25 protein-coding genes and 4 pseudogenes are annotated in these 25,536 nt (G+C 74.4%); 8 read left to right on the top strand and 21 right to left on the bottom strand.

What is annotated here, in order from left to right; genetic code table 11:
• Positions 1 to 16: 16 nt before the first annotated feature.
• Both WKH84_RS17040 and WKH84_RS17035 read right to left on the bottom strand, forming a co-directional pair.
• Positions 17 to 850 carry an ABC transporter ATP-binding protein gene (locus tag WKH84_RS17040; RefSeq protein ID WP_341854510.1) on the bottom strand — a complete coding sequence of 278 codons (834 nt, stop codon included), beginning with the start codon at positions 848 to 850 and terminating at the stop codon, positions 17 to 19.
• A gap of 65 nt (positions 851 to 915) precedes the next feature.
• On the bottom strand, positions 916 to 2,148 hold the full coding sequence (locus WKH84_RS17035) for an ABC transporter substrate-binding protein (protein ID WP_341854509.1): 1,233 nt from the start codon (positions 2,146 to 2,148) through the stop codon (positions 916 to 918).
• 657 nt (positions 2,149 to 2,805) lie between these two features.
• Here WKH84_RS17035 and WKH84_RS17030 point away from each other — a divergent pair.
• On the top strand, positions 2,806 to 3,120 hold the full coding sequence (locus WKH84_RS17030) for a hypothetical protein (RefSeq protein ID WP_341854508.1): 315 nt from the start codon (positions 2,806 to 2,808) through the stop codon (positions 3,118 to 3,120).
• A gap of 82 nt (positions 3,121 to 3,202) precedes the next feature.
• Here the strand turns inward: WKH84_RS17030 and WKH84_RS17025 are convergent.
• From WKH84_RS17025 to uraH, 7 genes and pseudogenes are all read right to left on the bottom strand, one after another.
• A pseudogene (locus tag WKH84_RS17025) lies at positions 3,203 to 6,235 on the bottom strand (molybdopterin cofactor-binding domain-containing protein).
• Positions 6,232 to 6,675 (bottom strand): XdhC family protein, encoded by a 444-nt coding sequence (locus WKH84_RS17020; protein WP_341854507.1) that lies wholly within the window; start codon positions 6,673 to 6,675, stop codon positions 6,232 to 6,234. The pseudogene WKH84_RS17025 and the gene WKH84_RS17020 overlap by 4 nt, the downstream one beginning before the upstream one ends.
• Positions 6,587 to 7,501, bottom strand: coding sequence for an XdhC family protein (locus WKH84_RS17015; protein WP_341856941.1), 915 nt, complete (start codon positions 7,499 to 7,501; stop codon positions 6,587 to 6,589). The genes WKH84_RS17020 and WKH84_RS17015 overlap by 89 nt, the downstream gene beginning before the upstream one ends.
• Positions 7,498 to 7,962, bottom strand: a complete 465-nt coding sequence (locus tag WKH84_RS17010; RefSeq protein WP_341856940.1) for an amidohydrolase family protein — start codon at positions 7,960 to 7,962, stop codon at positions 7,498 to 7,500. The genes WKH84_RS17015 and WKH84_RS17010 overlap by 4 nt, the downstream gene beginning before the upstream one ends.
• Before the next feature lie 193 nt (positions 7,963 to 8,155).
• Positions 8,156 to 8,926 (bottom strand): annotated as a pseudogene (locus WKH84_RS17005) (amidohydrolase family protein); the annotation flags it as partial.
• 11 nt (positions 8,927 to 8,937) lie between these two features.
• Positions 8,938 to 9,942 (bottom strand): factor-independent urate hydroxylase, encoded by a 1,005-nt coding sequence (gene pucL / locus WKH84_RS17000; protein WP_341854506.1) that lies wholly within the window; start codon positions 9,940 to 9,942, stop codon positions 8,938 to 8,940.
• Position 9,943: 1 nt separating this feature from the next.
• The gene (gene uraH / locus WKH84_RS16995) at positions 9,944 to 10,264 is read right to left on the bottom strand and encodes a hydroxyisourate hydrolase (RefSeq protein WP_341856939.1); all 321 of its coding nucleotides are present in this window, start codon (positions 10,262 to 10,264) and stop codon (positions 9,944 to 9,946) included.
• Between the two features lie 266 nt (positions 10,265 to 10,530).
• Between uraH and WKH84_RS16990 the strand changes: the two genes are divergently transcribed.
• Entirely contained in the window at positions 10,531 to 11,625 is a 1,095-nt protein-coding gene (locus tag WKH84_RS16990; RefSeq protein ID WP_341854505.1) for an ABC transporter substrate-binding protein, read from the top strand.
• Here WKH84_RS16990 and WKH84_RS16985 read toward each other — a convergent pair.
• The 8 genes and pseudogenes from WKH84_RS16985 to WKH84_RS16950 all read right to left on the bottom strand — a co-directional run bounded on the left by WKH84_RS16985 (position 11,598) and on the right by WKH84_RS16950 (position 18,708).
• On the bottom strand, positions 11,598 to 12,659 hold the full coding sequence (locus tag WKH84_RS16985) for a MurR/RpiR family transcriptional regulator (RefSeq protein WP_341854504.1): 1,062 nt from the start codon (positions 12,657 to 12,659) through the stop codon (positions 11,598 to 11,600). The genes WKH84_RS16990 and WKH84_RS16985 overlap by 28 nt on opposite strands.
• A gap of 67 nt (positions 12,660 to 12,726) precedes the next feature.
• Positions 12,727 to 13,956, bottom strand: coding sequence for a Zn-dependent hydrolase (locus tag WKH84_RS16980; protein ID WP_341856938.1), 1,230 nt, complete (start codon positions 13,954 to 13,956; stop codon positions 12,727 to 12,729).
• Positions 13,953 to 15,221, bottom strand: coding sequence for an alanine--glyoxylate aminotransferase family protein (locus tag WKH84_RS16975; RefSeq protein WP_341854503.1), 1,269 nt, complete (start codon positions 15,219 to 15,221; stop codon positions 13,953 to 13,955). The genes WKH84_RS16980 and WKH84_RS16975 overlap by 4 nt, the downstream gene beginning before the upstream one ends.
• A 241-nt stretch (positions 15,222 to 15,462) precedes the next feature.
• Positions 15,463 to 15,570: pseudogene (locus tag WKH84_RS16970) on the bottom strand (2-oxo-4-hydroxy-4-carboxy-5-ureidoimidazoline decarboxylase); the annotation flags it as partial.
• 109 nt (positions 15,571 to 15,679) lie between these two features.
• Positions 15,680 to 15,853 (bottom strand): annotated as a pseudogene (locus WKH84_RS16965) (hypothetical protein); the annotation flags it as partial.
• Positions 15,850 to 17,412: an AtzH-like domain-containing protein gene (locus WKH84_RS16960; RefSeq protein ID WP_341856937.1), complete on the bottom strand. Its 1,563-nt coding sequence runs from the start codon at positions 17,410 to 17,412 to the stop codon at positions 15,850 to 15,852. The gene WKH84_RS16960 and the pseudogene WKH84_RS16965, both read right to left, overlap by 4 nt.
• Positions 17,298 to 18,134 (bottom strand): acetamidase/formamidase family protein, encoded by an 837-nt coding sequence (locus tag WKH84_RS16955; RefSeq protein WP_341854502.1) that lies wholly within the window; start codon positions 18,132 to 18,134, stop codon positions 17,298 to 17,300. The genes WKH84_RS16960 and WKH84_RS16955 overlap by 115 nt, the downstream gene beginning before the upstream one ends.
• A gap of 217 nt (positions 18,135 to 18,351) precedes the next feature.
• A complete protein-coding gene (locus tag WKH84_RS16950) occupies positions 18,352 to 18,708 on the bottom strand; it encodes a hypothetical protein (protein WP_341854501.1) in 357 nt (118 codons plus the stop codon).
• 99 nt (positions 18,709 to 18,807) lie between these two features.
• On the opposite strand from WKH84_RS16950, the gene WKH84_RS16945 reads away from it, so the two are divergent.
• The gene (locus WKH84_RS16945; protein ID WP_341854500.1) at positions 18,808 to 19,557 is read left to right on the top strand and encodes a YoaK family protein; all 750 of its coding nucleotides are present in this window, start codon (positions 18,808 to 18,810) and stop codon (positions 19,555 to 19,557) included.
• Positions 19,558 to 19,592: 35 nt separating this feature from the next.
• Here WKH84_RS16945 and WKH84_RS16940 read toward each other — a convergent pair whose 3' ends face one another.
• The 4 genes from WKH84_RS16940 to WKH84_RS16925 all read right to left on the bottom strand — a co-directional run bounded on the left by WKH84_RS16940 (position 19,593) and on the right by WKH84_RS16925 (position 22,189).
• Positions 19,593 to 20,141 (bottom strand): NTP transferase domain-containing protein, encoded by a 549-nt coding sequence (locus WKH84_RS16940; protein ID WP_341856936.1) that lies wholly within the window; start codon positions 20,139 to 20,141, stop codon positions 19,593 to 19,595.
• Positions 20,081 to 20,266 carry a hypothetical protein gene (locus tag WKH84_RS16935; protein WP_341854499.1) on the bottom strand — a complete coding sequence of 62 codons (186 nt, stop codon included), beginning with the start codon at positions 20,264 to 20,266 and terminating at the stop codon, positions 20,081 to 20,083. The genes WKH84_RS16940 and WKH84_RS16935 overlap by 61 nt, the downstream gene beginning before the upstream one ends.
• Before the next feature lie 11 nt (positions 20,267 to 20,277).
• Positions 20,278 to 21,000 (bottom strand): response regulator transcription factor, encoded by a 723-nt coding sequence (locus tag WKH84_RS16930; protein ID WP_341854498.1) that lies wholly within the window; start codon positions 20,998 to 21,000, stop codon positions 20,278 to 20,280.
• 424 nt (positions 21,001 to 21,424) lie between these two features.
• Positions 21,425 to 22,189, bottom strand: a complete 765-nt coding sequence (locus WKH84_RS16925) for an SDR family NAD(P)-dependent oxidoreductase (RefSeq protein WP_341854497.1) — start codon at positions 22,187 to 22,189, stop codon at positions 21,425 to 21,427.
• 150 nt (positions 22,190 to 22,339) lie between these two features.
• On the opposite strand from WKH84_RS16925, the gene WKH84_RS16920 reads away from it, so the two are divergent.
• From WKH84_RS16920 to WKH84_RS16900, 5 genes are all read left to right on the top strand, one after another.
• The gene (locus WKH84_RS16920) at positions 22,340 to 22,816 is read left to right on the top strand and encodes an SDR family NAD(P)-dependent oxidoreductase (RefSeq protein ID WP_341854496.1); all 477 of its coding nucleotides are present in this window, start codon (positions 22,340 to 22,342) and stop codon (positions 22,814 to 22,816) included.
• On the top strand, positions 22,810 to 23,127 hold the full coding sequence (locus tag WKH84_RS16915) for an SDR family NAD(P)-dependent oxidoreductase (RefSeq protein WP_341854495.1): 318 nt from the start codon (positions 22,810 to 22,812) through the stop codon (positions 23,125 to 23,127). Before WKH84_RS16920 ends, WKH84_RS16915 begins: the two co-directional genes overlap by 7 nt.
• The gene (locus WKH84_RS16910; RefSeq protein WP_341854494.1) at positions 23,124 to 23,813 is read left to right on the top strand and encodes an FCD domain-containing protein; all 690 of its coding nucleotides are present in this window, start codon (positions 23,124 to 23,126) and stop codon (positions 23,811 to 23,813) included. Before WKH84_RS16915 ends, WKH84_RS16910 begins: the two co-directional genes overlap by 4 nt.
• A gap of 253 nt (positions 23,814 to 24,066) precedes the next feature.
• Positions 24,067 to 24,807 (top strand): DUF4282 domain-containing protein, encoded by a 741-nt coding sequence (locus WKH84_RS16905; protein WP_341854493.1) that lies wholly within the window; start codon positions 24,067 to 24,069, stop codon positions 24,805 to 24,807.
• 104 nt (positions 24,808 to 24,911) lie between these two features.
• The gene (locus tag WKH84_RS16900) at positions 24,912 to 25,502 is read left to right on the top strand and encodes an RNA polymerase sigma factor (RefSeq protein ID WP_341854492.1); all 591 of its coding nucleotides are present in this window, start codon (positions 24,912 to 24,914) and stop codon (positions 25,500 to 25,502) included.
• The last annotated feature ends 34 nt before the right edge of the window (positions 25,503 to 25,536 follow it).

Genomic DNA, 25,536 nt, shown 5'->3' with positions numbered 1-25,536 from the left:
GCGTCTCCGTCCCGTCTCAGGCGCTCTCGGGGAGTGCGGCGGTCGGGGTGCCGAAGAGGACCTCGGAGGCGTGGTCGCACAGGGCGTGGAACTCGGGGGTGCGCATCATCTCGGGGGTGCGGGGGCGGGGCAGGTCCACGTCGAACACCTCGACGATCCGGCCGGGCCGTGCGCTCATCACGGCGACCTGGTCGGAGAGGAACACGGCCTCGGAGATGCCGTGGGTGACCATGAGGGTGGTGGCGGGCTTCTCGGTCCAGATGCGCAGCGGCTCGAGGTTCAGGCGCTGACGGGTCATGTCGTCCAGCGCCCCGAAGGGCTCGTCCAGCAGCGGCACCTCGGGCTTGACCACGAGGGCGCGGGCGATGGACACGCGCTGGCGCATGCCGCCGGAGAGCTGGCCGGGCTTGGCGTTCTCGAAGGCGCGCAGGCCCACGAGGTCCAGGAGGTCGTCGATGTAGGGCTCGTTCTCGAGCTTCCCGGCGACCTCGAGCGCGAGACGGATGTTGCCGCGCACGGTGCGCCAGGGCAGCAGGGCCGAGTCCTGGAAGGCGATGCCGAGGCGGGAGCTGGCCCGCGGCTCGGCGGGACTCATCCCGTCCACGAGGGCGGTGCCGGCGGTGGGGGTCTCGAGCCCGGCGAGGATCCGCAGGATCGTGGACTTGCCGCGACCCGACGGGCCCAGCAGCGACAGGAACGCGCCGCGGTCGGCGGCGAGGTCGGTGTCGGTGAAGGCGGTGACGGGCTTCCGGCCGGAGGTGTAGGTCTTGCTCAGGCCCTGGAGGTCGATGCCGGTGGCGCCGGCCCGGGGCGACTCGGGGGTGGGGCGGGGCGTGCTCTGCGCGGTCATTCTGGTGCCCTTTCGGGGTGCCGGATCAGGGGTGGCGGTGCTGGCGGGGCAGTGCGTGGGTGGGGTCAGGCGGGGAGGAGGTCGGGGTTCTCCTCGTAGACCTCCTGCAGCAGGGTCGGGTCGAAGAAGGCGTCCTGGTCGACCTCGTGCCCGGCCAGGGCCAGGAGCTCGATGTTCTTCGCGGCGAGCTCGTCGGAGATGGTGAACAGGCCGTTCGCGTCGGTCTCGTCGCTGACCACGAGCTGGTTCTGGGCCTCGGCCTGGCGTCGCTCCTTCTCGGGGTCGAGCCCCAGGTCCGCGCCGTACTCCTCGTAGGCCAGGCGCGCGGACTCCTCGGGGTCGGCGAGGGCGTCCTTCCAGCCGCGCACGGTGGCGGCGAGGAAGCCCTTCAGCTCCTCGCGCCGCTCGGCGACGTTCTGGAGGGTGGTGACGAAGGCGCCGGAGACGAAGGGCAGGCCGTTGTCGGCCAGCGGCAGGTTCACGGCCTCGAGCCCGGCGAGGGAGACGGTGATCGCCTCGTTTGTCAGGGTGCAGATCTGGCCGTCGACCTCGCCGTTGATCAGCGGCTGGGGGTCGAACTGGACAGTGACCCGCTCGACGTCGGCCGGGTCGATGCCGTTGACCTCGAGGAGCGCGTCGAAGAGGACCTCGTTGGTGCCGGTGGCGACACCGATCCGCTTGCCGACGAGGTCGGCGGGGGTGGTGATGGGGGTGGCGGAGGTGGAGCAGATGGTGAAGGGGTTGCGCTGGAACTTCGCACCGAGCGGCACCAGCGGCGCCTCCTCCCCCGCGACCATCGACCCGGCCGCCAGCGGGGTCGTCATCCCGACCAGTGCCGAGTTCGACAGCACCATCGCCTCCGAGGAGGTGCCGGAGGGGCCGCCGGGGATGAGGGTGACCTCCGTGAAGCCGGCGTCGGTGTAGTAGCCGCGGGAGTCGGCGAAGTACTCGCCGGCGAACTCGGTGGTGCGGATCCAGTTCTGGTTCACCTCGAGGGTGCCGAGGTCGCCGCCCGCGCTCTCGCCGTCGGCCGACCCGGAGCGACCCGCGAGGGCGAGGGCGGGGGCGGCGAGCGCACCGGCCAGCGAGCAGTCGGCGGGAGGGCGCGGCGGTGACTCCGGGGAGCGCGGCGGGGGCGGCAGGACGGCGGTGCATCGAGGGCGCTTCTTTCCACTGGTTCTCGTCCGCGCGGTGGTCCTGCGCGGTATCGGGGACCGTGCGGCGCGTGGGGTCCGGGGCGGCCGACGGGGGCCGGGACCGGGTCGCGCAGGAGCTCCTGCGCAGCGAGTGCTCCGCAACAGGTCATCCGATGGCGGCCACGCTATGGAACGGCTGTTTCGTGAGGGGTGCGCTCCTGTTTCGGGGGCGTAACACGGGGCCCGGGCAGGTCTCGGCCAGGTCTCGGACGGGTCTCGGCGCGGTCGCGGGATCGACTCGGGATCGACCTGGGCGAAGCTCGCCACGATCTCGTGCCTCACCGAAACACCGTCGACACATCCCGCGCCTAGCCTGGCCGCGGCCGGAGGGACGGATCGGCTCCCGTCACTCCCGCCACCCCACGCACCCACTCACCGGGCCGTCATCGCAACGGCCCGCGCTCCGCCGGGAGGCACCCATGGCCCCGCGGCACCGCTCCGACACCATCTCTCCTGTCACCTCCTTCGGCGCGTCGATGCCGGTGTGGGTGGACGAGGAGGTCGCCGCGCTCGGGCACGGCCCGGTCGGGGACGGTCAGGAGGCGCGCACGGTGCTGATGCGGTCGCTGAACCGGCTCGCGGACCGCAACATGCGCGAGGGCGGCGGCGGGCCCTTCGCCGCGCTCGTCCGCGACCCCGCCAGCGGCGAGATCGTCACCGCCGGCGTGAACCGGGTGCTGGCGTCGGGTCTCTCCTCCATGCACGCCGAGGTCACCACCCTCTCCCTCGCCCAGGCGCGGCGCGGGACCTGGGATCTGGGTGCGCGGGGCGGCGCCGCTGGAGCTGTGGGTCAACGCCCGCCCGTGCGTCATGTGCTACGGCGCGACCATGTGGTCCGGGGTGAAGCGCCTGGTCATCGCCGTGGACGGGCCCGAGGTGGAGGAGCTGACCGGCTTCGACGAGGGCCCCATGCCCGAGGACTGGATCGGCCGCTTCGCCGAGCGCGGGATCGAGGTGGAGACCGGGGTCTTGCGCGAGGAGGCGGTCCAGGTCCTCGCCGACTACCGCGACCTCGTCGCCGGCGGCGGCGCGACCCTCTACAACGCCCGCGGCACCGGAGTGCACGCGAGCTGACCGCTCGAGCCCGGTCCACGACGGGCCGACGGGCCGGCCGACGAGGCCGTGCGCGTCGGCCCGTCTGCCGTTCCGGGCTCGCTCAGGCGACGCGGCCGGGGACGACGCCCGCGGCCTTCATCGCGAGATAGAGCCGGTCGCGGCTCATGGGCAGCGAGGTCATCCGCACGCCCACCGCGTCGCGCACCGCGTTGGTGAGGGCGGGGGCGACCGGGGTGTAGGGGCTCTCGCTCATGGACTTCGCGCCGAGCGGGCCGAGGCGGTCGCTGGTGGTCGCGAAGAGCACCTCGGTGCGGGGCACGTCCGCGTAGGTGGGCACGTGGTACTGGCGCAGGATGTCGGTGGTGACCTTCCCGGCGTCGTCCACGATCACCTCCTCGTGCGCCGCCGCGCCGAGGGCCTGCGCGGCCCCGCCCTGCACCTGGCCGCGGCACTGCAGGGGGTTCACGACGAAGCCGGCATCGGCCGCCTGCACGCTCTGCAGGATCCGCAGCTCGCCGGTGCGGCGGTGCACTGCGACCCGCACCCCGTGGACGTTGAAGGCGACGGAGCGGGGCGAGCCGTCCCAGTGCGCCTCGGCCTCGAGAGGCGAGTCCTCGGTGCCGCTCGCGGCGAGGTCCTCCCAGGTGACGAGGGTGCCGGTCGGGCCGTGGCGGAGGCCCGCTGCCTCACCCGCCCAGTCGCCTGCGCGGTCGGCGCCGGGAGCGCGGTCGCCGCCGGGAGCGTGCTCGCCAGCGGGCGCGAGGCCACCGGCGGCGGCGCTCTCGTCGGCCGTCGCCACCCCGGCGAGCGCCGACGCCCGCTGGGCGAGCGGCCCGAACAGCCTCTGCGCCGCGTGGAGCGTCGCCTTGCCGGCGACGACGGTGCCCGCGGAGCCGTACGCCCCGGTGTCGTGACCGACCAGCGACGTGTCCGACTGCAGGATCGTGAGCCGGTCGGGGGCGCGACCGAGCGCGGCGGCGGCGAGCTGGACGTGGACGGTGGTGGTGCCGTTGCCGAACTCGGCCGTGCCCACGCGCACCTCGATCGTGCCGTCGGGGCGGAGCGCCAGGCGGCTGTGGGAGAAGTGGCCGCGCGGCGGGACGGTGTCCAGCATCGACAGCGCCATCCCGGTGCCGACGGCCCAGTCGGGCCCGGGCGCGCCCGCGCCGGCGGCCTCGTCGGCCGCCCGGCCGGCCCCGCCAGGAGCCCCTCGGCCGACTCCCCCAGCCCCTCACCAGGCGCGGCGAGCGCCTCCTCGACCAGGTCAAGGCACTGGTCCAGCCCGTAGGAGCCGTACTCGACGTCGGCCGTGGGGGTGGGCGAGGTGGAGATCACGGGGTCGCCCTCGCGGATCACGTTCAGGCGGCGGAAGGTGAAGGGGTCCATGCCGAGCTCGCGGGCGAGGTCGTCCATCGTGGACTCGACGGCGAAGACGGTCTGGCTGAGGCCGTAGCCGCGGAACGCGCCGGAGGGGACGGTGTTGGTGTAGACCACCTCGGCGTCCACAGCTTTGACCGGGCTGTTGTAGAGGGCGAGGCATTCGCCGGTGCCGTGGAACATGGTGCCGGGGCCATGGTTGCCGTAGGCGCCGGTGTTGGACAGCAGGGTGAGGTGCAGGGCGGTGAGTCGGCCATCGGTGCCGGCGCCGGCGCGGACCTTCAACCGCATGGGGTGGCGCACGGAGGTGGAGGTGAACTGCTCGGTGCGGGTGTGCTCGAGCCGCACGGGCCGCCCGGTGCGCAGGGTCGCGAGCGCCACGAGGTCCTCGGTGAACACCTCCTGCTTCCCGCCGAAGCCGCCGCCGATGCGCGGCGCGATCACCCGCACCTTCTCCTCGTCCAGGTCGAACAGGCGCACCAGGGTGCGCTTTGCCAGATAGGGCACCTGGGTGCTCGAGCGGACCACGAGCGTCCCGTCCTCGTCGAGGGTCGCGATGGCGGCGTGGGTCTCGAGGCTGACGTGCTGGACGCGCTGGGTCTCGAACTCGCGCTCGACGACCACGGCGGCACGGGCGAGCCCGTCGTCGAGATCCCCGACGCGGGTGTGCAGGGCGGTGACCAGGTTCGTCGCAGGATCCGCGATGCCGGAGGCGCCGGTCTTCTCGCCGTGCAGGGCCGGGCCGAAGCGGGCGAGGGCCGGGTCGGTGACCGCTTCGAGCACCTCGTAGTCGACCTTCAGGGCGCGCACCCCGGCCTCGGCGGCGGCGACGGTGTCGGCGAGGACGGCGGCGACGCGCTGGCCGACGAAGCGGACCGTGTCGTCCAGGACGCGGGTGTCCAGCGGGTCGTCGGCGAGGTGCTCGTGCCGCCCGGTGGAGAACAGGGTGACCGGGGCGCCCTCGTGGGTGAGGACGGTGTGCACGCCGGGGATCGCGAGCGCCGCGGCGGTGTCGATGCCGCGGATCCGCGCGTGGGCGTGCGGGGAGCGGAGGATCTTCAGGTGCAGCGGCCCCGGCAGGGTCGCCGGGTCCACGTCGAGCGTGTACGGCTCGGTGCCGGTGACGACGCGGCGCGCGGCCGGGGCGCCGAGGTCGCGGCCGGCGGCGGCACCGTCCTCGACGTGGACGTGTCCGCCGATCGCGTCCTCGATCGCGGAGTAGCCGGTGCGCGGCACAGGTTGCCCTTCAGGGAGCGGGGCAGGTCGGCGCGGTCCCCGTCGGTCAGCGCCGCGGCGGTCATGATCATGCCGGGGGTGCAGAACCCGCACTGGAAGCCCTGCGCCTTGCGGAACGCGCACTGGACGGGGTGCTCGGGCGGGGTGGTGGGGCCCGCCGGGGCGGGCGGGGTCGCGTCGGCCGACGGGGCCGCGGCGGCCGACGGGCCGCGCCATCTGCCGGGATCTCGGTGGATGCAGGGACGGTCGCGGCGAGGCCGTTGATGGTGGTGACGGCGGAGCCGGCGGCGCGCACGGCGGGGACGACGCAGCTGTGCACGGGCTTGCCGTCCAGGTGCACGGTGCAGGCGCCGCAGTCCCCGCCGTCGCAGCCCTTCTTCACGCCGAGCCGGCCGAGGTCGCGCAGGTAGGTGCGCAGGCACTGGCCGGGGCGCGGCGGGGTCGCGGCGGGGGTGCCGTCGACGATCACGGGGGCTCCGGCCGGGGGTGCGGGGCGGGAGGTCTGCGGGGTGATGGTCATGCGGGGATGCTTCCGTGCAGGGGGCCGGTGGTGGTGCGCAGCGGTCTCGCGGCGGCGCGGCCGGTGCGCTCGGCGACGACCTCCGCCATGACGGAGAGCGCGAACTCGGCGGGGGTGGAGCCGCCGAGGTCCAGCCCGATCGGCGAGTGCAGGGCCTTGAGCTGGGTGGTGGTGACGCCCCGTTCGAGGAGGCGGCGGATCCGCTCGTGGTGGGTGCGGCGGGAGCCCATCGCGCCGACGTAGGCGACCGGGAGGGAGAGCGCGGTCTCGACCAGGGGATCGTCGATCTTCGGATCATGACCCAGGCACGCGATGACGGTGCGGTGGTCGAGCCGCCCGGCCTCGTCCTCCTCACGGAGGTAGCGGTCGGGGCGGGCGACGACGAGCCGGTCCGCGGCGGGGAACCGCTCGCGGGTGAGGAAGGTGTCGCGCGGGTCCACGACCGTGGTGTCGTAGCCGAGGGTGCGGCCCAGGGCGAGCAGCCGCCGCGGCGAGGTCGGTGGTGCCGTTGACGATCAGGCGCGGGGCGGGGCGCCGCACGAGGAGGAACAGCTCGAGGGCATCGGGTGCGGGCAGGGCCGGGATGCCCTCGGCGGGCAGACCGCAGTCGACGGGAAGGGCGATGATGCCGGTCTCGCCGGCGGAGGTGCGGGCGGCGAGCTGTGCGGCGAGGCGGCGCACGAGCGCGGGGTCGACGGAGTGCACGGGCTCGCCGGTCGCGCCGGGGCCGCCGGTCGCGTCGGCCTCGTCGGTCGCGCCAGGCCCGTCGGCCCCGCCGAGCGGCGCCGCGAGCGGGCCCTCCCACTCCCCCGCCTCGTCGGCGAGCGGGACGGGCAGGGCGAGGCGTCGGCTCGGGTCGTCGAGGCTCCACAGCAGCGCTCCCGGTGCACCGTCGAGCGGCGCGTCGAGTCCCGCGGCGGGGTCCGGGGCGGCGAGGGGCTGGACGAGCACGTCGATGCCGCCACCGCACATGAGCCCCACCTCCCACGCGGCGGCGTCGGCGTAGCCGTAGGTGCGGCGCTCGGGCACGCCGGTGGCGAGCACCTCGAGACCCTGCTCGACGAGGTCCGACTCGACGCGCCCGCCGGAGAGGGAGCCGCGCACCAGCCCGCCCTCCCCGATCACCATCGTGGTGCCGAGCGGCCGGGGCGCGGAGCCCTCGGTCGCGACGATGGTGGCGAGCGCGAGGGGCTTGCCGGCCTCGAGCCAGCGGGTGCAGGCCGCGGCGAGGCCACCCGGGAGCGGCGCGGCGAGGGTGTCGCTCATGCGCCCGCTCCCGCCTGCTCCGCGCCGCGCGCCGTCGCCCCGGGCCCCCTGAGGAACCGGCCGCGCGGGGACGCGTCCTCGTCGGACGCGAGGATCTTCCCGCGCAAGACCGCATCGACCACCGCGCCCTGGAGCGCGAGGCCGTCGTAGGCGGAGAGCGGGTGACGGTGGGCGAAGCGGTCCGCGCGCAGGGTCTGGGGGCGGGCCGGGTCGTAGAGGATCAGGTCCGCGTCGGCGCCCACCTCGAGGCGGCCCTTGTGGGCGAGGCCCACGAGGTCGGCCGTCGCCCGCGCCATCCAGCCGCTCACCTGGGCGATGTCGATGCCGCGGGTGCGGGCCTCGGCGGCGACGGCGGTGAATCCGGCCTGGAGTCCGGAGATCCCGCCCCAGGCCTGCTGGAGGTCGGGGGCGCCGCGGTGCTTCTCCGCCGGGGAGGACGGCGAGTGGTCGGTGACGATCATGTCGATGAGCCCGGCCTCGAGGCCCTGCCAGAGGGCGTCGCGGTTGCCGGCGTCGCGGATCGGCGGGCGACGACTTGTACTCCGGCGACGCATCCGGCACGGCCTCCGCGGCGAAGCACAGGTAGTGCGGGCAGGTCTCGACCGTGAGCGGCAGACCCTCCGCCTTGGCCTGCTGGATGAGGTCCAGGGCGCGGGCGCTGGAGAGGTGGAGCAGGTGGGTGCGGGCGCCGGTCTCGCGCACCGCCTCGATGAGCCTCGCGATCGCGGTGACCTCGGCGGACTCGGGCCGGGAGGCGACGAAGTCGGTGTACCTCGCGGACGGCACCGCCGGGGCGGCGTCGATGGTGGAGGCGTCCTCGGCGTGGACGATCACGAGCCCGTCGAATGTGGCGACCTCATGCATCGCCGCGCGCGCTGGGCGGCGTCGACCGGCGGGAACTCGTCCACCCCCGACGGCGACGAGGAAGCACTTGAAGCCCATCACGCCCGCCTCCCACAGCGGGCGCAACTGGGCGGTGTTGCCGGGGACGATCCCGCCCCAGAACCCGAGGTCCACCGCGAGTGCGTCGCGGGCGGCGGCCTGCTTCACACGCAGCGATGCCACGTCGATCGTGGGCGGGATGGAGTTCAGCGGCATGTCCACGAGGGTCGTGACCCCGCCGAGCGCGGCGGCCCGGGTGGCGGTCGCGAAACCCTCCCATTCGGTGCGGCCGGGCTCGTTGATGTGCACGTGGGTGTCCACGTTCCCGGGCGACACCTGCAGACCGTCGGGGACGACGAGGGTGCCGGGCAGGCGCGGTGCCTCGTCCGGGAGCGGGCGGATCGCGGTGATCCGGCCGTCCTCGATGTCGAGCTCGGCCGCGACGAGCCGGTCCCCGAGCGAGATCTCGTGGGCGCGGACGGTGTGCGGCGCGCCGGAGCTCGTCCCGGCTTTCGTCGCGGCCGTCTTCCCTGGTCCTGGCATGGTCCGGGGCCTCAGCAGAATCCGCCGAGCCACTCCCAGGCGGCCGGCTGGTCGGGCTCGCCGGGGCGGGTGACCGCGGCCTGCATGAGGCCGTAGGGGCGGTCCCCGGCGAGGAACACCTCGTTGTCGTTGCCGAGCTCGAAGGGGCTGAGGTCCACGAGGTAGTGGTGCTTGTTGGGCATGACCATGCGGATCTCGGCCAGCTCCGGACGGGCGGCGAGCACGGCCTCGCCGATCGCGAAGAGGGTCTGCTGCAGGGACAGGGAGTGCGTGGTCGCGAAGGTCTCCAGGAGCACCGCGCGCACCGCCGCGAAGGTCTCGTCCGGGTCGACGCCGGAGGTCCCGTCGGCCGTGATGGGCTCACGGAAGCGCCAGCGGGCGGTGACCTCGGTGGCGAGGATGCGGTCGGTGGTCTCGGGCAGGGTCGTGTACCGGTCCCGCGGGAAGCCGTGGAACTCGCTGCCGGTCGACTTCAGGACCACGAGGTCCTTGATCCCGCCGATCACGTGGGCGGCGCCGTCCTGGACGGTGACGGCGGCGGTGCGGACCTCGGGGCCGGTGCGCACGAAGGAGTGGTCGTGCCCCTCACCTGCGGCGGTGATGCGCTCCCAGCCGAACTGCTCGGCCTCCCAGCGCCCGCCGGTCAGCCACGTGCCCTCGGCCATGAAGTGCTCGGCCAGGCGTTGCAGGAACCGCTCGGGACCGGCGACGCCGTACTGCTTCGCGAAGGCGTAGACGGTGTTCTTCTGCGTGTCGGTGGCGATGACGCGCGCGTTGTCGCCGGTGCGGTAGCAGTCCTCGAAGTCGCCGCGCGGCATCGAGGTGACGTTCAGGTCCGTCAGCGCATGGCGCGGGGTGGAGCGGTCCACGTGGACGAGCCGCACCTCGGCCTTGCCGTACTGGTTCCGGCCCAGCACGGCGGTGGGGGCGGAGCCGGCGGGCACGGAGCCCGCGGGGGCGGCCGACGGGGCGGGGGTCTGACCGGCGGGGGTCTGCGGGGTGGTGGTCTCGAGCATGTCAGTCGCCTCGGTAGGTGGAGTGGGCGAAGGGGCTCAGCAGGAGCGGCACATGGGCATGGCCCTCGTCGAGGGAGAAGGCCACCTCGACCTCGGGGAAGAACGTGACCTGGCGGCGTTCGGCGTAGTAGGCGCCGGTCGCGAAGCGGAGGCGGTAGGTGCCCGGCACGAGCGCGATCGGGCCGAGGTCGTGCACGCGCCCGTCGGCGTCGGTGACCCCGGTCGCGACCTCGGAGCCGCCTGCATCCAGGAGAGTCACGGCGACGCCGACGGCGGGCCGGCCGGTGCCGGTGTCGAGCACGTGGGTGGTGACGTGGCTGATGACGGCGTCCTTCCTCCTGCGGTCGGCGGGTTCCGCGCGCCGCCTGCGACAGGCCGCGCGGCCGAATCCCGCCCTGGTTCCTCCACGCTAGGAATCGGGTGCGGCCGGACCGTTTCTCCCGTGTAAAACATGTGTTTCGCGGGTCTGCTCTGCAGATGTAACCGCCGTGAAACAGGCCCAGGCACCCGCTGAAACACACGATCCCTAGCGTCGGACTCGCCGCCACTGCCCCGAGGCGCGCACCCCTTGAGAAGAAGGCGAACGCCATGAAGACCCCTCGCACCTCTGCCTCCGCCCCGACCCGACGCGTCCTGATCGGCACGTCCCTCGCCGCGCTCGGCGCCCTGTCGCTGGCCGCCTGCGGCGGGGCCGACGCCGAGTCCGCCTCCGGCGGCTCCTCCGACGGCGGTGAGGGCGCGGCCGACTACGGCACGCTCGACATCAACCTCTCGTGGATCAAGAACGCGGAGTTCGCCGGCGAGTACATGGCCATCGACCGCGGCTACTTCGAGGAGGCGGGGTTCTCCGAGGTGAACCTCATCGCCGGCGGCCCGTCCGGCACCTCGAGCGAGACGATGGTCCTCTCGGGCTCGGCGATCATGGGCACCACCTCGCCGCTCGGCGTGGCGCCGCTGATCCAGGACGAGGAGGCGCCGCTGAAGATCATCGGCGCCACCTACCAGAAGAACCCCTTCACGATCATCTCCCTCGGCGACGCCACCCCGATCGCCGCCCCGGCGGACCTCGTCGGCAAGAAGATCGGCGTGCAGACCGGCGTGAACGAGACCCTGTTCGACGGGTTCCTCGCCGCCAACGGCATCGACGCGGCGGAGCTGGAGAAGGTGCCGGTGCAGTACGACCCGCGACCGCTCGTGAACGGCGAGGTCGACGGGTTCTTCGGCTACCTCACCAACGAGGCGCTGACCCTGGAGCTCGCCGGTGAGGACGTGGTGAACCTGCCGCTGGCGGACAACGGCCTGCCGTTCATGGCCGAGAGCATCGTGGTCACACAGGAGTCCATCGAGACCCAGCGCGACCTGCTGAAGGCGGCGCTGGTGGCGCTCATCCGCGGATGGAAGGACGCGATCGCCGAGCCCGAGGAGGGCGCGCGCCTCGCGGTCGAGGACTACGGCCAGGATCTCGGCCTGGACATGGAGAAGGAGACCCGCCAGGCCGAGGAGCAGGTGGCGCTGGTCAGCACCGACGAGACCGACGCGAACGGTCTGCTGACCATGTCCGACGAGCTCATGCGACAGAACGTGGACGCGCTGGTCGCGGCCGGCTACGACCTCGCCGTGGAGGACTACTTCGACACCAGCCTGCTCGAGGAGGTCTACGCGGAGAACCCCGACCTGATCTGACCCGGGGGAACCGAGGAAGGGGCGAGCCTGCGGGCTCGCCCCTTCTGCTGTGCGGGGTCGATGTGCTGAGTGTGCTGTGCTGTGCGCTCTGTGCGGTGTGCGGTGAGGCTGTGTGCGGTGAGCGCTGGGCTCAGCTGTCCTCGAGCTCGCCGAGGAGGTCGTAGGCGGCGGTGATCCGGCTGATGCGGCGCACCCCGTCGGCGCCGCGCCGGTTCAGCACGCCGTTGGCGAGCAGGGACACCAGCGCCGTGGCGGTGGAGTAGCTGTCGAAGGCGCCGTCGGAGTCGATGGGGCACTCGAGCCAGCAGTCGGCCGCGGCGGCGTAGGGGCGGGCGGTGCCGTCCCCGACCAGCAGGCGGCGCGCGGGCGCTTGCGCGATCGCGTCGGCGAGGGCGGGGAAGGTCGTCGGCCGACGGCGGAAGCCGATCAGCACCACCGCGTCCTCGTCGGTGAGCCCGGCGAGCTCCTCCCCACACCGCCTGGCCGGGCTGAGGGGCGAGACGCACCTCGTCGCGGGCCTGGATGAGCCGCTGGTGCAGGTGCAGGGCGACGGGGTAGCTGTTGCGCAGACCCACCACGAGGATCCGCCGGGCGCCGGTGAGCAGGGCGGTCGCCTCCTCGAGCGCCCCGCCGGAGAGGACGGTGAGCGGCCGGTCGTGGTTCTCCCGCTCGGCGCGGACATGCGCCTCGAGGCTCGGCCTGAGGCCCGGCACGCCGGTGCGGGTCGGTGCCGCGAGCGGTGTCCCGGCGCGGCGCATGGCGCGGGTGTGCTCCTTGACCTCGCGGAAGTCGGCGAAGTCGAGCTTGCGGAACAGGCGGCTGACGGTCGCCTTGGACACCCCGGTCTCGCGGGAGATGTCCGCGGCGCTGAACACGGCGAGGTCGCCGAGATGCTCGAGCAGGAAGTCGCAGATCCGGCGCTCCTGCGGGGTGAGCTCGGCATACTTCGCGTCGATGCGGGCGTCGATGCGCACCTCGCGGCGCGGCATCTCCCGCAGGCCGGCCGACGGGAGCACGCGGATCGCGGCGTTCATCGGATCCCCGCGGCGGCGAGGGTCGCGGCCTCGAAGGCGTCGAGCGCTGCGGCGACGTCCTCCGTGGTCACGGATTCGTCGGGGTGGTGGCTGATCCCGTCGGCGCAGCGGACGAAGAGCATGCCGATGTCGGTGAGGGCCGCCATGGCCATCGCGTCGTGTCCGGCGCGGGAGAACAGCTCGAGCGGCGCATCATCGCCGCCGGCACCATCGCCGACCGAGCGGATCCCGGTGCGGACGGCGTCCATGAGGTGCGGTGCGCGCGCACGGCGGAGGCCTCGTGGATCTGCTCGACCTCGAGGGTGAGGCCGCGCTCGGTGCAGAAGCCGCGGATCGTCCCGAGGGTCTCCTCGAGCACCGCGTCGCGCGGCTCGTCGGTCTCGGCGCGCAGGTCCAGGGACATCTCCACGTGTCCCGGCACCACGTTCACGCCGCCCGGGTAGGCCTGCGGCCGGCCGACGGTGGCGATCGCGCCGCGCTCGCGGGCGATCTGCTCGATGTCGAGGACGGCGCGGCTCGCCCCGATGAGGGCGTCCCGTCGGCGGTCGTAGGGGGCGCCGCCGGCGTGGCGGGCCTCGCCGAGAACAGTGAGGGTGAAGCGTCGGGCACCGGCGATCGAGGTGACGACGCCCAGGGGCCGGTCCGCGGCCTCGAGGTAGGGGCCCTGTTCGATGTGGACCTCGAGGTAGCCGGCGACCTCATCGGCGCCGAGGGCCGCGTCGCCGATGCGGGCGGGGTCGAGGCCGAAGCGGGTGAACGCCTCGGCCATGGTGATCCCGTCCTCGTCCTCGAGGGCGAACCAGTCCTGCTCCCAGGTGCCGGCGAGCGCGCGGGCGCCCAGCGGCGTCGCGCCGAAGCGGGTGCCCTCCTCGTCGGCGAAGGCGACGACCTCGAGGGCGACGGGAAGCTCGCTCGCGCGGTCCTTCAGCCTCGCGACGGTCTCGATGGCGAGGAGCACCCCGAGGATCCCGTCGTAGCGGCCGGCGTCGGGGACGGTGTCGAGGTGGGAGGCGAGGACCAGGGCGGGCAGGCCCGGGCGGGAGCCTTCGAGGCGTCCGCGCTGGTTCCCGGCGGCGTCCTGCCAGGTGCGCATCCCGGCGGCGGTCATGAGCTCGGCGGCGACCTGGTTGTGGGCCGCGTGCTCGGGGGTGAGGTAGGTGCGCTCGATGCCGTCCTCGAGGGCGGAGATCGCGGCGAGCCGGTCGCAGTCGGCCATTATGCGCGCGGCCGCCTCGAGGGTCGCAGCGGAGAGCGCGGGGGTGGTGGAGCTCGCAGGGGTGGTGGCGTCGGCGGTCATCGCGCGGCCCCCGCGACGGCCGCGGCGGCCCCGTCGGCCGCACCCTCCCTCGCGCCCTCGTAGTGCTCGCGGGCCGCGCCGACGCCGCCACCGGTGACGACGTCCGCCCCGCCGGCGCGGAGCACCTGCTCCAGCGCCGCGAGGGTGAGGAGCACGGCGTCGCGGCGGGCGTTGTAGCCCATGGTGCCGATCCGCCAGACCTTCCCGTGCAGGGGTCCGAAGCTGGTGCCGATCTCGATGGCGTAGTCGTCCAGCATCGCGGCGCGGGCGGCGTCGGCGTCGATGCCGTCCGGGATCTCGACGGCGAGGACGTTGTGCATGCGGTGGGCCTGGTCGCCGAAGAGGGTGAGTCCCAGGCCCTCGATGCCGGCGGCCATGGCGGCGCCGTGGAGGCGGTGGCGGGCGACGGCGGCGTCCATCCCCTCCTCGACCAGCAGGCTCGCGCACTCGCGGGCGGCGTAGAGCATGCTCGTCGCCTCGGTGTGGTGGTTCAGGCGCCGCTCGCCCCAGTAGTCCAGGATCATCGCGAGGTCGAAGTAGTTCGAGCGGATGCGGGTGCCGCGCCCAGCGGTGCCGTCGGCGATCCCGGCCTCGACGTGGCGTCGCGCCCCGATCACCTCGACCGCGCGATCGGAGAGGGTCAGCGGTGAGTCGCCGGAGGGGCCGGCGAGGCACTTCTGCAGGCCCGCGGTCGCGGCGTCGATCCCCCACTCGTCGACCAGCAGGTCGTTCCCGCCGAGGGAGGCGGTCGCGTCGGTGTACAGCGGCGCGCCGTGCCTGGCGGCGATCTCTCCGAGCTCCTCGAGGGGCTGTTTCATGGTGGTGGAGGTGTCGCCCTGGACGACGGCGAGGAGCTTCGGGCGGACTGTGCGGACCGCGTCCTCGATGGCGGAGGCGGGGAAGACCTGCCCCCATTCGGTCTCGAGCGTGTGGACCTCGGCGCCGCGGCGCTCGGCGATCTCGACCAGGAGGTGGCCGAAGCGGCCGAAGATCGGGACGAGCACCTTGTCGCCGGGTTCGAGGAGGGAGACGAGCACGGCCTCGATGCCGGCGCGGGAGGTGCCGTCCACCAGGAGCGTCGCCTCGTTGCGGGTGCGGAACACCTCGCGGAAGAGGCCCTGGGTCTCGGTCATCAGCGCCGTCATCGCGGGGTCGAACTGGCCCAGCAGCGAGGCGGACATGGCCCGCGGCACGCGGGGGTCGGCGCTGATGGGGCCGGGGCCCATCAGCGGCCGCGGCGGCGGGGCGATCTGCGAGGTGCGCATCAAGGAGGTTCCGTTCTGGGGACGTGCATGCAGTGCTGGGACGTTCATCGGTTCTGGTCCCAGTCAATGCAACAGACGTTTCAGGGGTGTTTCCGTCGCGGATCGAGGACGGGAAGCCTGCGAGGTGGCGGGTCAGTCCGCGAGCAGGGCCTCGAGGCGGCGCAGGGCGATCTGGCGCAGGCTGCTCGGCGCGCTCCTTCTGCTCATCCTCGTCGCTGAGGAGCAGGCGCCGCTCGAGCTCGGCGAGCATCTCGGCCTGGGTGCGGCCGGCGGCGCGGATGAGGAACACGGTCCCGAACCGCTCCTCGTAGCGGGCGTTCGCGCGCACCCACTCCCCCGGGTCCTCCACCCCCGCCTGCTCGGCGGCGGAGTGCGAGGTCTCCGCGCCCCCCCAGGCCCTTCGCCTTCTCCCCGATGCGGGGATGGTGGGCGAGCGCCCCGTGGACCTCCTCGGGGGTCCAGCGTCGGGCGCGGTCCGAGGCCTCGGCGAGCAACGACTCGGCGCAGGGGTAGGGGCGGGCGGCGATGAGGTGGCGCACCCAGGACTCGATCGGGGCGCAGGCGCGCAGCCGCTCGGCGAGCGCGGCGGGCGGTGCGGTGTTCAGGCGCTGGAGGGCGGGCAGGGTGCTCATGCGGGGGCCCTCCCCGGCGCAGTGCCGATGGTGGGCGCGGCGTCCGTGGTGGCCGCCCCGCCCGGCGCGGGGCCGAGGGGAGGGGCGGTGTCCTCCTCGAGCCGGGTGGCGAGGTCGATGAGGGCGAGGTCGCCGCCGGGCGGGCCCACGAGGGTCACGGCCGTCGGCAGACCGCTCGAGGCCACGAGCGGCACCGCCACCGCCGGCAGACCGGCCAGGCCCGCCAGGCACGTCAGCCGCATGGTCCGTGCGCGCTGGGCCTCGATCGCGGGGCCGCCCGCGGCCGCGTCCCGCACGAGCGGCGCGATGGACGAGGCTCCGGGAACCACGAGCACCCCCTCGCCGAGGCGACGTCGGATCTGGCCGACGGCGCGGGTGCGGGCCTGCTGCGCGTCGGCGGCCTCGTCGGCCGTGACCTGGGCGACCGCGTCGAAGCGGGCACCGACGTCGGGCGCGAGCTCGCTGCGGTGCGCGCTCACCCACTCGCCGTGGGCGGCCCAGGCCTCGCGGGCCTGGAGGAGGCGGAAGGTCTCGGCGAAGCCGGTGAGCTCGTCGGCGTCCAGCGGGTCCGCCTCCTCGATCTCGATCGCGGTGCGCCAGCGCGCGAGGGCGGTGTCGAGGGCGTCTGCGACCTCCGGGTTCAGCGGCGTCTCGAGCCCGGGGACGGTGCGCGCGCGGGGTCCTCGAGCCCTTCCTGCACCTCGGGCAGGAGCACGGCGGCGGCGCGGGCGAGGAGGTCCGGCGTGCGGGTGAGCAGGCCGACCGTGTCGAAGCTCGGCGCGAGGGGCGACACCCGTCGCACGGCACGGCGCCGTGGGTGGGGCGCGCCGCCCACAGCCCCTGGTAGGCGGCGGGGACCCGGAGGGAGCCGCCGGTGTCGGTGCCGAGCCCGATGCTCGCGTGCCCCAGCGACACGGCCGACGCGGGGCCGGAGGTGGAGCCACCGCTGATCCGGTGCGGGGCGCGGGGGTTCGGCGGGGTGCCGTAGTGGGTGTTGGTGCCGGCGAGGCTGTAGGCGAGCTCGTCGGTTGCTGCGATGCCGGTGATCTCGGCGCCCGCGTCCAGCAGCGGCTCCACCGCGTCGGCGTGACGGGGCTCGGGGCGGGCGCCCGCGAGCAGGGCGGGGCGCCGCCGCCGATCCTCTGCCCGGCCACCGCGATCACGTCCTTGACCGCGATCCTCTCCCCGGTGAGGGGGCCCGGTGCCTCGTCGGCCGATCCCCCGCCGGCGCTGAGAGAGGCCGGGACGAGCGGGGCGCCGAGGACCCGCCAGATCCGGCGGTCCATCGCGGGCGGGGCCACGGCGACGTGGGCGACGGCGACCTTCCAGCCGTCCTCGCCGCGCCGCCACACCTGGGTCTGCTGGCCGCGGCCGCCGCGCAGCGGCTCGGTGATCGCGACGACCGCCGCGTGGTCCTCGCCGAGCGCCCGCACCTCGACCTCGACTATGCGGCGCTTCGGGGCGCCGCCGCGCCCGCCGCGGAAGGTGCTGATCGCGTCGTGTCCGCGCAGCGGCCCCGCCGCGTCGCCGCGCAGGGTGTCCGGGCCGGGGGCGAACAGGGCGTCGAGCGCCGGCAGGTCGTCGGCCATGAGCGCGCGCTCGTACTCCCAGAACGCCTCGAGCGACCCGGGGATCTCGGGGCCGTTCGCGACGGGACGGGCGCGGTCCGCGAGGACGTCGGCGGAGAGACGGAGCCCGGCGATTCGGAGCCCTGCGAGACAGCTCCCGAAGGGATCGTGATCTGCGCATCAGCGCTGGGGGTGCTCATGGGCGGACCTCCGCGAAGTCGGCCGTGCGGATGCGGGCGTGGACGCCCTTGACGACGTCGACGACCTGGGAGATGTCGAAGTCGGTGGCGGCGCTGAGGTAGGCGAGCGCATGCTCGGGATCCAGGCCCCAGCGGGCCTGGAGCGGCCGCGATCGCGTGGCGCACGCAGTCCTTCACGGCGAGGTCGAGGTCCTCGTCCATCCCGGTGGGGATGAGGTACTCGGTGGTCTCGGCGAGGGGACCGGCCACCTCGCCGAACTGCGCGATCGCGTCCTCGCGGGCGATCACGTCTAACCGGAGCCGGTCGCGCAGGCTCGCCTCCATCGCGGTCAGCGCCACCTCCCCGTCGCCCTGGGCGAAGTGCGGGTCACCGACATAGGCGAGGGCGCCCTCGACCTGGACGGGCAGGTAGAGGGAGGTCCCGGCGGTGAGGAGGTTGATGTCGATGTTGCCGCCGTGTCGGCCGGGCGGCACCGAGTGGGGGCGCTCCGTGCCGGGCACGGCCACACCCATGATCCCGAGGAACGGGCGCGCGGGAAGCGGAGCGTCCGCTCGGCGCCGGCGCGCGGGGCCATGGTGCCGACGGGCCCGTTCGGAGTGTGCTCGACCCCGGCGAAGACGCTGACGGTGCCGGGACCGGCCGGGTACTCACCGGGCAGGGCGCCGCGGCCGTGGCGGTTGGAGACCACGCCGTAGGGCACACGCATCTCGTGCTCGAGGATCGTCACCTTCAGCAGGTCGCCGGGGCGGGCACCGGCGACGTGGATCGGGCCGGTGACCACATGGGGACCGTCGGTCGCCCGGTCGCGACCGGAATGGCCCGCGGCGAGCGCGATCGCGTCGGGCGCACCTGCTCAGGCTCGACGCCGTGGGCGCCGAAGAAGGCGCGCGGGTCCCGGCCCTGGTCCTCGAGGATCCCCTCGTGGCTGAGGGTGTCGATGACCGCCTCGTCGCCGGGCTCGAGGCGCGCGACAGGGGCGTCGGCCGCGCAGGGCAGTCGGCCCCACAGGCTCGTCCCCTCCTCCACGGGGAGGTGGGCGAATCCGGCCGGCACCTTCTCGCCCGCTCGCAGGATGTCCGTCAGCATGGTCCTCCTCAGCTCACGCTCCACGCTAGGGGCGGGGTTTTACGTCCTTGTTACACGGCCGTGCCGCCCGGGTTTCAGGAGGTCCGTAGCCTCCCGGCCATGACCGGAACCCCTGCCGCCGACACCGCCTCCGCCACCGCCACCGCCACCGCGAGCGACCCTGCCGCCCCGGAGACGAGCGCCGCGCCCGCGGCCGACCTGCGCCCGCGGCACCTGCGCTTCATGCTCGGCCTCACCTTCGCCACCGGCATCGTCGACGCGGTCGGCTACCTGGGGCTGGACCGGGTGTTCACCGCGAACATGACCGGCAACGTCGTCATCCTCGGCATGGCGCTGACCGGCGCGGACGACCTGCCCGTGGTCGGCCCGGTGCTGGCGCTGGCAGGCTTCGTGCTCGGTGCGATCCTCGCCGGCCGCGCCCTCGGCGGGCGCACCGGGGCCTGGACCGGCGCGACCACCGCCCTGCTGTGCGCGGTCGCGGCCGTGGTGATCGCCGCCGGCGCGATGCCGCTTGCGTGGCAGGGCGCCCCGCACACGGCGCCGCTCGGCGTGACCGGAGCGCTGGGTCTGGCGATGGGGGCGCAGGCCGCGACCGCCCGCGCCCTCGCCGTGAAGGACGTGACGACCGTGGTCATCACCTCCACCATCACGGGCCTGGCGATGGACTCGCGACTGGCCGGCGGGACCGGGGCGCTGTGGCCGCGCCGACTGCTCGCGGTCTTGCTCATGCTCACCGGCGCCGCCGTCGGCGCGCCGCTGCTGCAGGTGCACGCGGGGGCGGGGCCGCTGCTCGCCGGGGCGCTCTGCGCGGCGGTCGCGCTGGTCGGGCACGCGCGCGCCCGGGGGTGAGGGCGCGGCCGACGGGGCCGGCCGGCGCTCGCGGGTCAGCGGCGGGCGAGGCGGGAGAGGTCGGCGACGGTGTCGAGGTCGCCGCCGTCGTCGAGGGCCCCGCAGTCCACCAGGTCCACACGCTCCCGATTGCGGTGCGACCAGTCGCGGGCGCCGCGATCGCCATGGGCCTCCGCGGCGGCGGCGCGAGCGTCGGCCGCCTCGAGCGGCACGGGGTGGCGGCGCAGGAGCCGACCGTCGGGCCCCGGGTAGGAGGCGGCGGTCGCACGGCCGGGCCGGTGCGCGCCGAGCACCCGGCGCACCAGCGCGGGGCTCAGCCCCACGTGGTCGACCAGGGCGAGCATGAGGTGCGGGGCATCGGCCGCCGCGACCCCGACCCGCAGGGAGACGGCCATGCCGGTGCGCCACAGAGGGCTCTCGGCGACCCGCGCCCCGGCCTCGCGCGCGACCGCGCCGACCTCGTCGGCGTAGGCGCCGGTGACGACCAGGACGTCCCGGCGACCGCCCTCGAGCAGGCGCCGGGTCAGCACCGCGACCAGGGGCTCCCCGCCGAGCGGCGCGAGCGCCTTCGGGCCGCGGCCCAGGCGCCGCCCCTCCCCGCGGCGAGGAGGACTGCTGTCGTGTCGGGCAGGACTGCGGTCTCTGGCAGAACCGCGGCCTCGGGCAGGGTGAGGTGCTCCGGCGACGGTGACGGGTCGGGCTGGGTCATGACGGGGTTCCTCAGGCGCTCTGCGGCTCCGGGACGGCCTCGGAGACGACGAGGTCGAAGCGGTAGCCGACGTTGCGGACCGTGTGGATCGCGGACTCGATGCCGGCGCCGAGCTTGGCGCGCAGGCGCCGCACGTGCACGTCCACGGTGCGGGTTCCGCCGAAGTAGTCGTAGCCCCACACCTCCTGCAGCGGCTGGGCGCGGGTGAACACGCGACCCGGGTGCTGGGCGAGGTACTTCAGCGGCTCGAACTCCTTGAAGGTCAGCTCCAGCGCCTGCCCGTGCAGGGTCGCGGTGTACCTGGACTCGTCGATCACGAGACCGCCCGCGGTGATCAGCTCCGGGCCGAGGTCCGGTGCGGGGGCGAAGCGCGCCGCGAGACGGAGGCGGGCGTCGACCTCCGCGGGGCCGGAGGTGGGCAGGAGGTAGTCCGCGGCGCCCCAGTCCGGGTTCGCGGCGGCCAGTCCGCTCTCGGCCATGATCAGCACCAGCGGCAGGTGCAGGCGCGCCGCCTCGAGGCGGGCGGCCATGTGCGGGGCCCAGGTGAGGTCCGAGGTCGCATCGAACACCGCGACGTCGCACTCGGGGGCGCGGCGCGGCTCGGCGAGGTCCGCGCCGCTGTAGTGCACGGAGTGCGGGAGGATCGCCAGCGCCCCCAGGGCGGGGCGGCGCAGGGCGAGGGGTGCCGGGGAGATGTGCAGGACGCGGAGCGTGGAGTGCAGGGTTCGGCTCACCGGGGGACCACCTTCTTGATCTGGCCGGGATGCTGGGCGGAACGCATCTCGTGGTCCCCCCACCTCACCGCAACACTTGTTTCACGCCTGTGCCAGAGAGGCGTCGTGATCGAAACGAGACCATTGCGTCCAGGGCACGGGACTGGGGCTGGGGTGGGCGGCCCGACGGCGCGGGACAGATGCAAGGACCCCTCAAGCACTCCGCCGGGTCCGCCCTCCTCGATCATCCGGGTCCTACCCCCGGTTCGTGGACACGGGGGTCGCGGTGAAGGACTCCGCCATCGGCGCCGAGGCGCGGTCCCGACAACCAGACAGCCACCGCGCACAGCCGATTCCGTTCTCGGCGCGCCGGCCCGCTCTGGAGTCTCCTACGTCGCCGATGAGCTCCGCAGGCACATCCCCCTCAGGTGACGCGCCGCGCCCCTCACCGCCCGTGCGCCACCGCCGGGATCTGCGTGGCGAGCTTCCCGCCGGAGACGTCCACGAGGGTCCCGGTGATGTACGCGGCCTGGTCGCTGGAGAGGAAGATCAGCAGGTCGGCGACGTCGTCGGGGCTCTCCCAGCGGCGCAGCGAGAGGGTGTCCAGCAGGCGATCCTGCCGCTCGGCGGGCGACTCGGCGAAGCCGTTCATGGAGGTGGGGACCATGCCGGGGGCGTAGGCGTTGACGGTGATGTCGTGGGGGCCGAGCTCGGAGGCGAGCACGCGGGTCAGCCGCACCACGGCGGCCTTCGAGGCGGCGTAGGCGGCGCCGCCCACGCTCGGCACGATCGCGGCGAACGAGGCGGCGTTGAGGATCCGCCCACGCCCGGCCCTCTGCATGTGCGGGGCGACCTCCCGGCACATGAGGAAGGTGCCGCCGGTGTTCACGTCGAAGCACTTCTGCCAGGTCGCCCAGTCGGTCTCGACCACGGTCGAGTCCGCGACGATCCCGGCGTTGTTCACGAGCACGTCGATCGTGCCGTGGCGCTCCACGACGGCCTCGACCGCGCGGTGCACGGAGTCGGGGTCGGCGACGTCGCAGACCACCTGGTCCACGGTCGGGGCACCCTCCGCCGCCTCGTCCGGGAAGGCGAGGTCGAGCGCGACCACGCGCGAGCCCTCCTCGGCGAAGCGTGCGGCGATGGCCGCGCCGATCCCGCGCGCCGCCCCGGTCACCACGACCACCCTGTCCCGCAGATCCAGCTCCATCGCCCTGTCCTCTCCTGCGGCTCCCGTGCCGCGCTCGGTGTGCGGCCCGTCGGCCGCGCTCAATAGTCATACTATTGGGTGATGTCGGCCCGTGGGGCCGGGAGGTCGCGGCAGAGGACCTGATGGCGAGGACGCCCGAGGAGGAGCGAGATGACGACGGATGGGACGACGGCGAGCGGACGAGGCGCGCGCGACGAGCCGCCGCGCGGCGCGAGCGCGGCCGGCCCTCGCACGGTGTGGATCACCGGCGCGGGCGCCGGCATGGGGCGCGCGACGGCGGCGCGGGCGGCGCGCTCGGGCTGGACGGTCGCACTGAGCGGCCGGCGCCGCGAGGTGCTCGAGCGGCTCGCGGCCGAGATCCGCGAGGCGGGCGGCGCCGTCCTGGTCGCACCGCTGGACGTCCAGGACCGGAAGGCCGTGCGGAGCACCGCCGAGCGGATCGCCGAACGCCTCGGCGGGATCGACGCGCTCGTGCTCGCCGCCGGCCTGAACGCGCCGAAGCGACGCTGGGACGACCAGGACCTGACAGAGTTCGACGAGATCGTCGCCACGAACCTCACCGCGGTCGCGAGCACCGTCGACGCCGCCCTCCCCGCCTGCGCGAGCGCGGCGGGCAGGTCGTGGTGATCTCCTCCTATGCGGGCTGGTCCTTCCAGCCCGGTGCGGGGGTCGCCTACTCGGCCAGCAAGACGGCGCTCGGCTCCCTGGTGCGCACGCTGAACCAGCAGGAGGCGGGACACGGCGTGCGGGCCTGCCATCTATGCCCGGGCGATGTCGCCACCGACTTCCTCGACCAGCGCCCCTCCGTGCCGGACGCCGAGGCCCGCGCCCGGATGCTCACCGCGGAGGACATCGCCCGCACCGCCTGCTTCGTGCTCGACTCCCCCGCGCACGTACGCATCGACGAGCTGGTCGTCTCCCCCGTCTCCCAGGCATGACCGCCGGCGCGAGCGCCTTCGAGCAGGCGCTGGACCAGCTCGGCGCCGCGATCGTCGGCGGCGAGCTGGAGGCCGGCGCCGCGGACACGATCGAGGGGTTCATCGCCCGCACCGGCGCCTCCCGCGCCGTGGTCCGCGAGGTCACGCGCGTGCTGGGCGGGCTCGGGATGCTGAGCGCCGGCCGACGGGTCGGCCTGCGCATCCTCCCGATCGACGAGTGGGACCTGCTGGATCCACGGGTGATCCGCTGGCGCCTCGAGGGCCCGGACCACGCGCGGCGGCTCGCGGAGCCGCGCTCCCTGCGCCACGCTGTCGAGCCCGCGGCGGCGACGGCCGCGGCCCGCGAGGTCCGCGACCGGCGCGGGAGCACCCGCGCGCTCGATACCGCCGCGGAGTCGATGCTCGAGGCGGCCGAAGGCCCCGAGTCCGGCGCCTTCCTCGCCGCCGACCGGGCCTTCCACGCCGAGGTCCTCGCCCTCTCCGGCAACGCGATGCTGGGCCGGTCGCGGGCCGTGATCGAGGAGGGCCTGCGCCACCGCGCGACGGTCGAGCGGGGCGAGCAGGCCCCTGACCGGCACGACCTCGGACTGCATCAGGAGGTCGCCGCGGCGATCGGCGCCGGCGACGAGGCGGGGGCCGCGGCGCGGATGCGGGAGATCATCGAGCGGGCGACGGCGGCACGCTGAGCAGTCCGGCGACGGAGCTGACCGCGGCGGAGCCTGCGGTCTCGGAGCTGAGCAGCCGCTGCAGGGCGCGGCTGAGCGGCGGAACCCGGTCGGTCATGATCTCCATGGTGCGGTGGGCCCGCCGAGCTTCGCATCCGCACGCGATGCCATTGCGCGGGGGCCGCGGGCGAACTCCGGTCGGAGCGCCAGGGCCGACTCCGCTCCGCAGACACCTCCCCATCGCCGTCGCCCGCGGGCTACCGTGAGCGTCGGGGTGGGAAAGGCGGCGCGGGGCGCCGACGAGCACCTCCTCGTCCATCAGATCTCGCAGAAGGAGTCGCACCATGTCGCGGCCGCCCGAGGGCAGCAACCCGCTCGACCCGCGGCACGGACAGGGCTCCTCGCCCGAGCCGACGAGCGGCGGATACGGCGCCCAGGACCCCGCCGCCGCGAGCAGCGGTGCCGGGCAGGATCCCTACGGCGCCTCGTCGTCGGACCCCTACGGCCAGCAGTCCGCCGCCGCGTCCGGCCAGCAGGACGCCTGGGGAGCACAGAGCGCGCCGTCGGCCCCGCGCGACCGTCCGCCCAGGACCAGGCCTGGGGCTCCGCGCAGAGCCCCGCGGCCGCGCCCTACCCCGCCACCGGCGGCGGCGCCTCCGGGGACGGCCGCTTCGGCGAGGCAGGCTTCTTCAAGGCGCTGTTCGACTTCAAGTTCGAGCACTTCATCACCGTGAAGTTCTCGTCCTTCCTCTACGTCATCGCGTTCGTCGTCGCGGCGCTGATGTGGCTGAGCAACATCGTCAGCGGGATCGTGTTCGGATTCGCCTGGGGAAGCATGAACAGCTACTTCGGCGAGCCGAGCTTCAGCCCGGTCCCGCTGATCCTCTCGATCCTGTTCGGCTGGATCCCCTCGGTGATCGCGCTGATCGCGATGCGCCTCGGGCTCGAGTTCGCGGTCGCGACCGTGCGCACGGCCCAGAACACCGGCCGCATCGCGGAGTCCTCGCAGCGCTGAGCGCGCTCCGGGCTCGTCCGGCCCGGACCGGCCCAGTCCTCGCACTGTCCAGGACGGGGCGTCCGCCGCTCGGCGGGCGCCCCGTTCGCGATAGGCTCGCGAGCATGGGGACGGAGTGGGGACCGCCGCCGGCGACGACGGCGCGGCACGGCGATGAGCTGGCACGACATCTGCAGGCAGGGCGCCTGGACGCCGCTCGCCGCTCGGCCGACGAGCTCCTCGCGACCGACGGCCGGGACGAAGCGCTCGCCCTCCTCGCCGAGCACGCCGGATCGAGCCCCGCCGCGCTCGAGCTCTTCGTCGAGGTGCTCGACGGCACCGGCGTGGTGCACCGCTTCGCCGGGGCCGCACTGCTGGATCCCGGGGCGGTCGAGGACGTCGCCCAGGACTCGCTGATCTCGATCGCGGAGTCGATCCACCGCTTCGACGGCCGCTCCAAGGTCACCACCTGGGCGCACTCCATCGTCCGACGCCGCGTCGCGGACCATCTGCGCCGCCTGCGGGCCACGGTCGAGCTCGAGGAGCGACACCGGCCCGCCGAGCGGATGAGCTCGATGATCGCCGAGCGCGTCAGCGTGCGGCAGGTGCTCGCGGATCTCCCGGACCTCTACCGCGTCCCCCTCGAGCCGCGCGACCTCGAGCAGCTGCCCTACGCGCAGATCGCCGCGCGCTGGACCGCGCCGAGGGCACCGTGAAGTCACAGGTCAGCCGCGGCCGGGCGATGCTCGC

It is taken from the genome of Brachybacterium sp. GPGPB12, assembly GCF_038396325.1.
GTDB lineage: Bacteria > Actinomycetota > Actinomycetes > Actinomycetales > Dermabacteraceae > Brachybacterium > Brachybacterium conglomeratum.
Note: the sequence above shows the minus strand (reverse complement) of the source record. Positions and strands in the feature narration are given on the sequence as shown.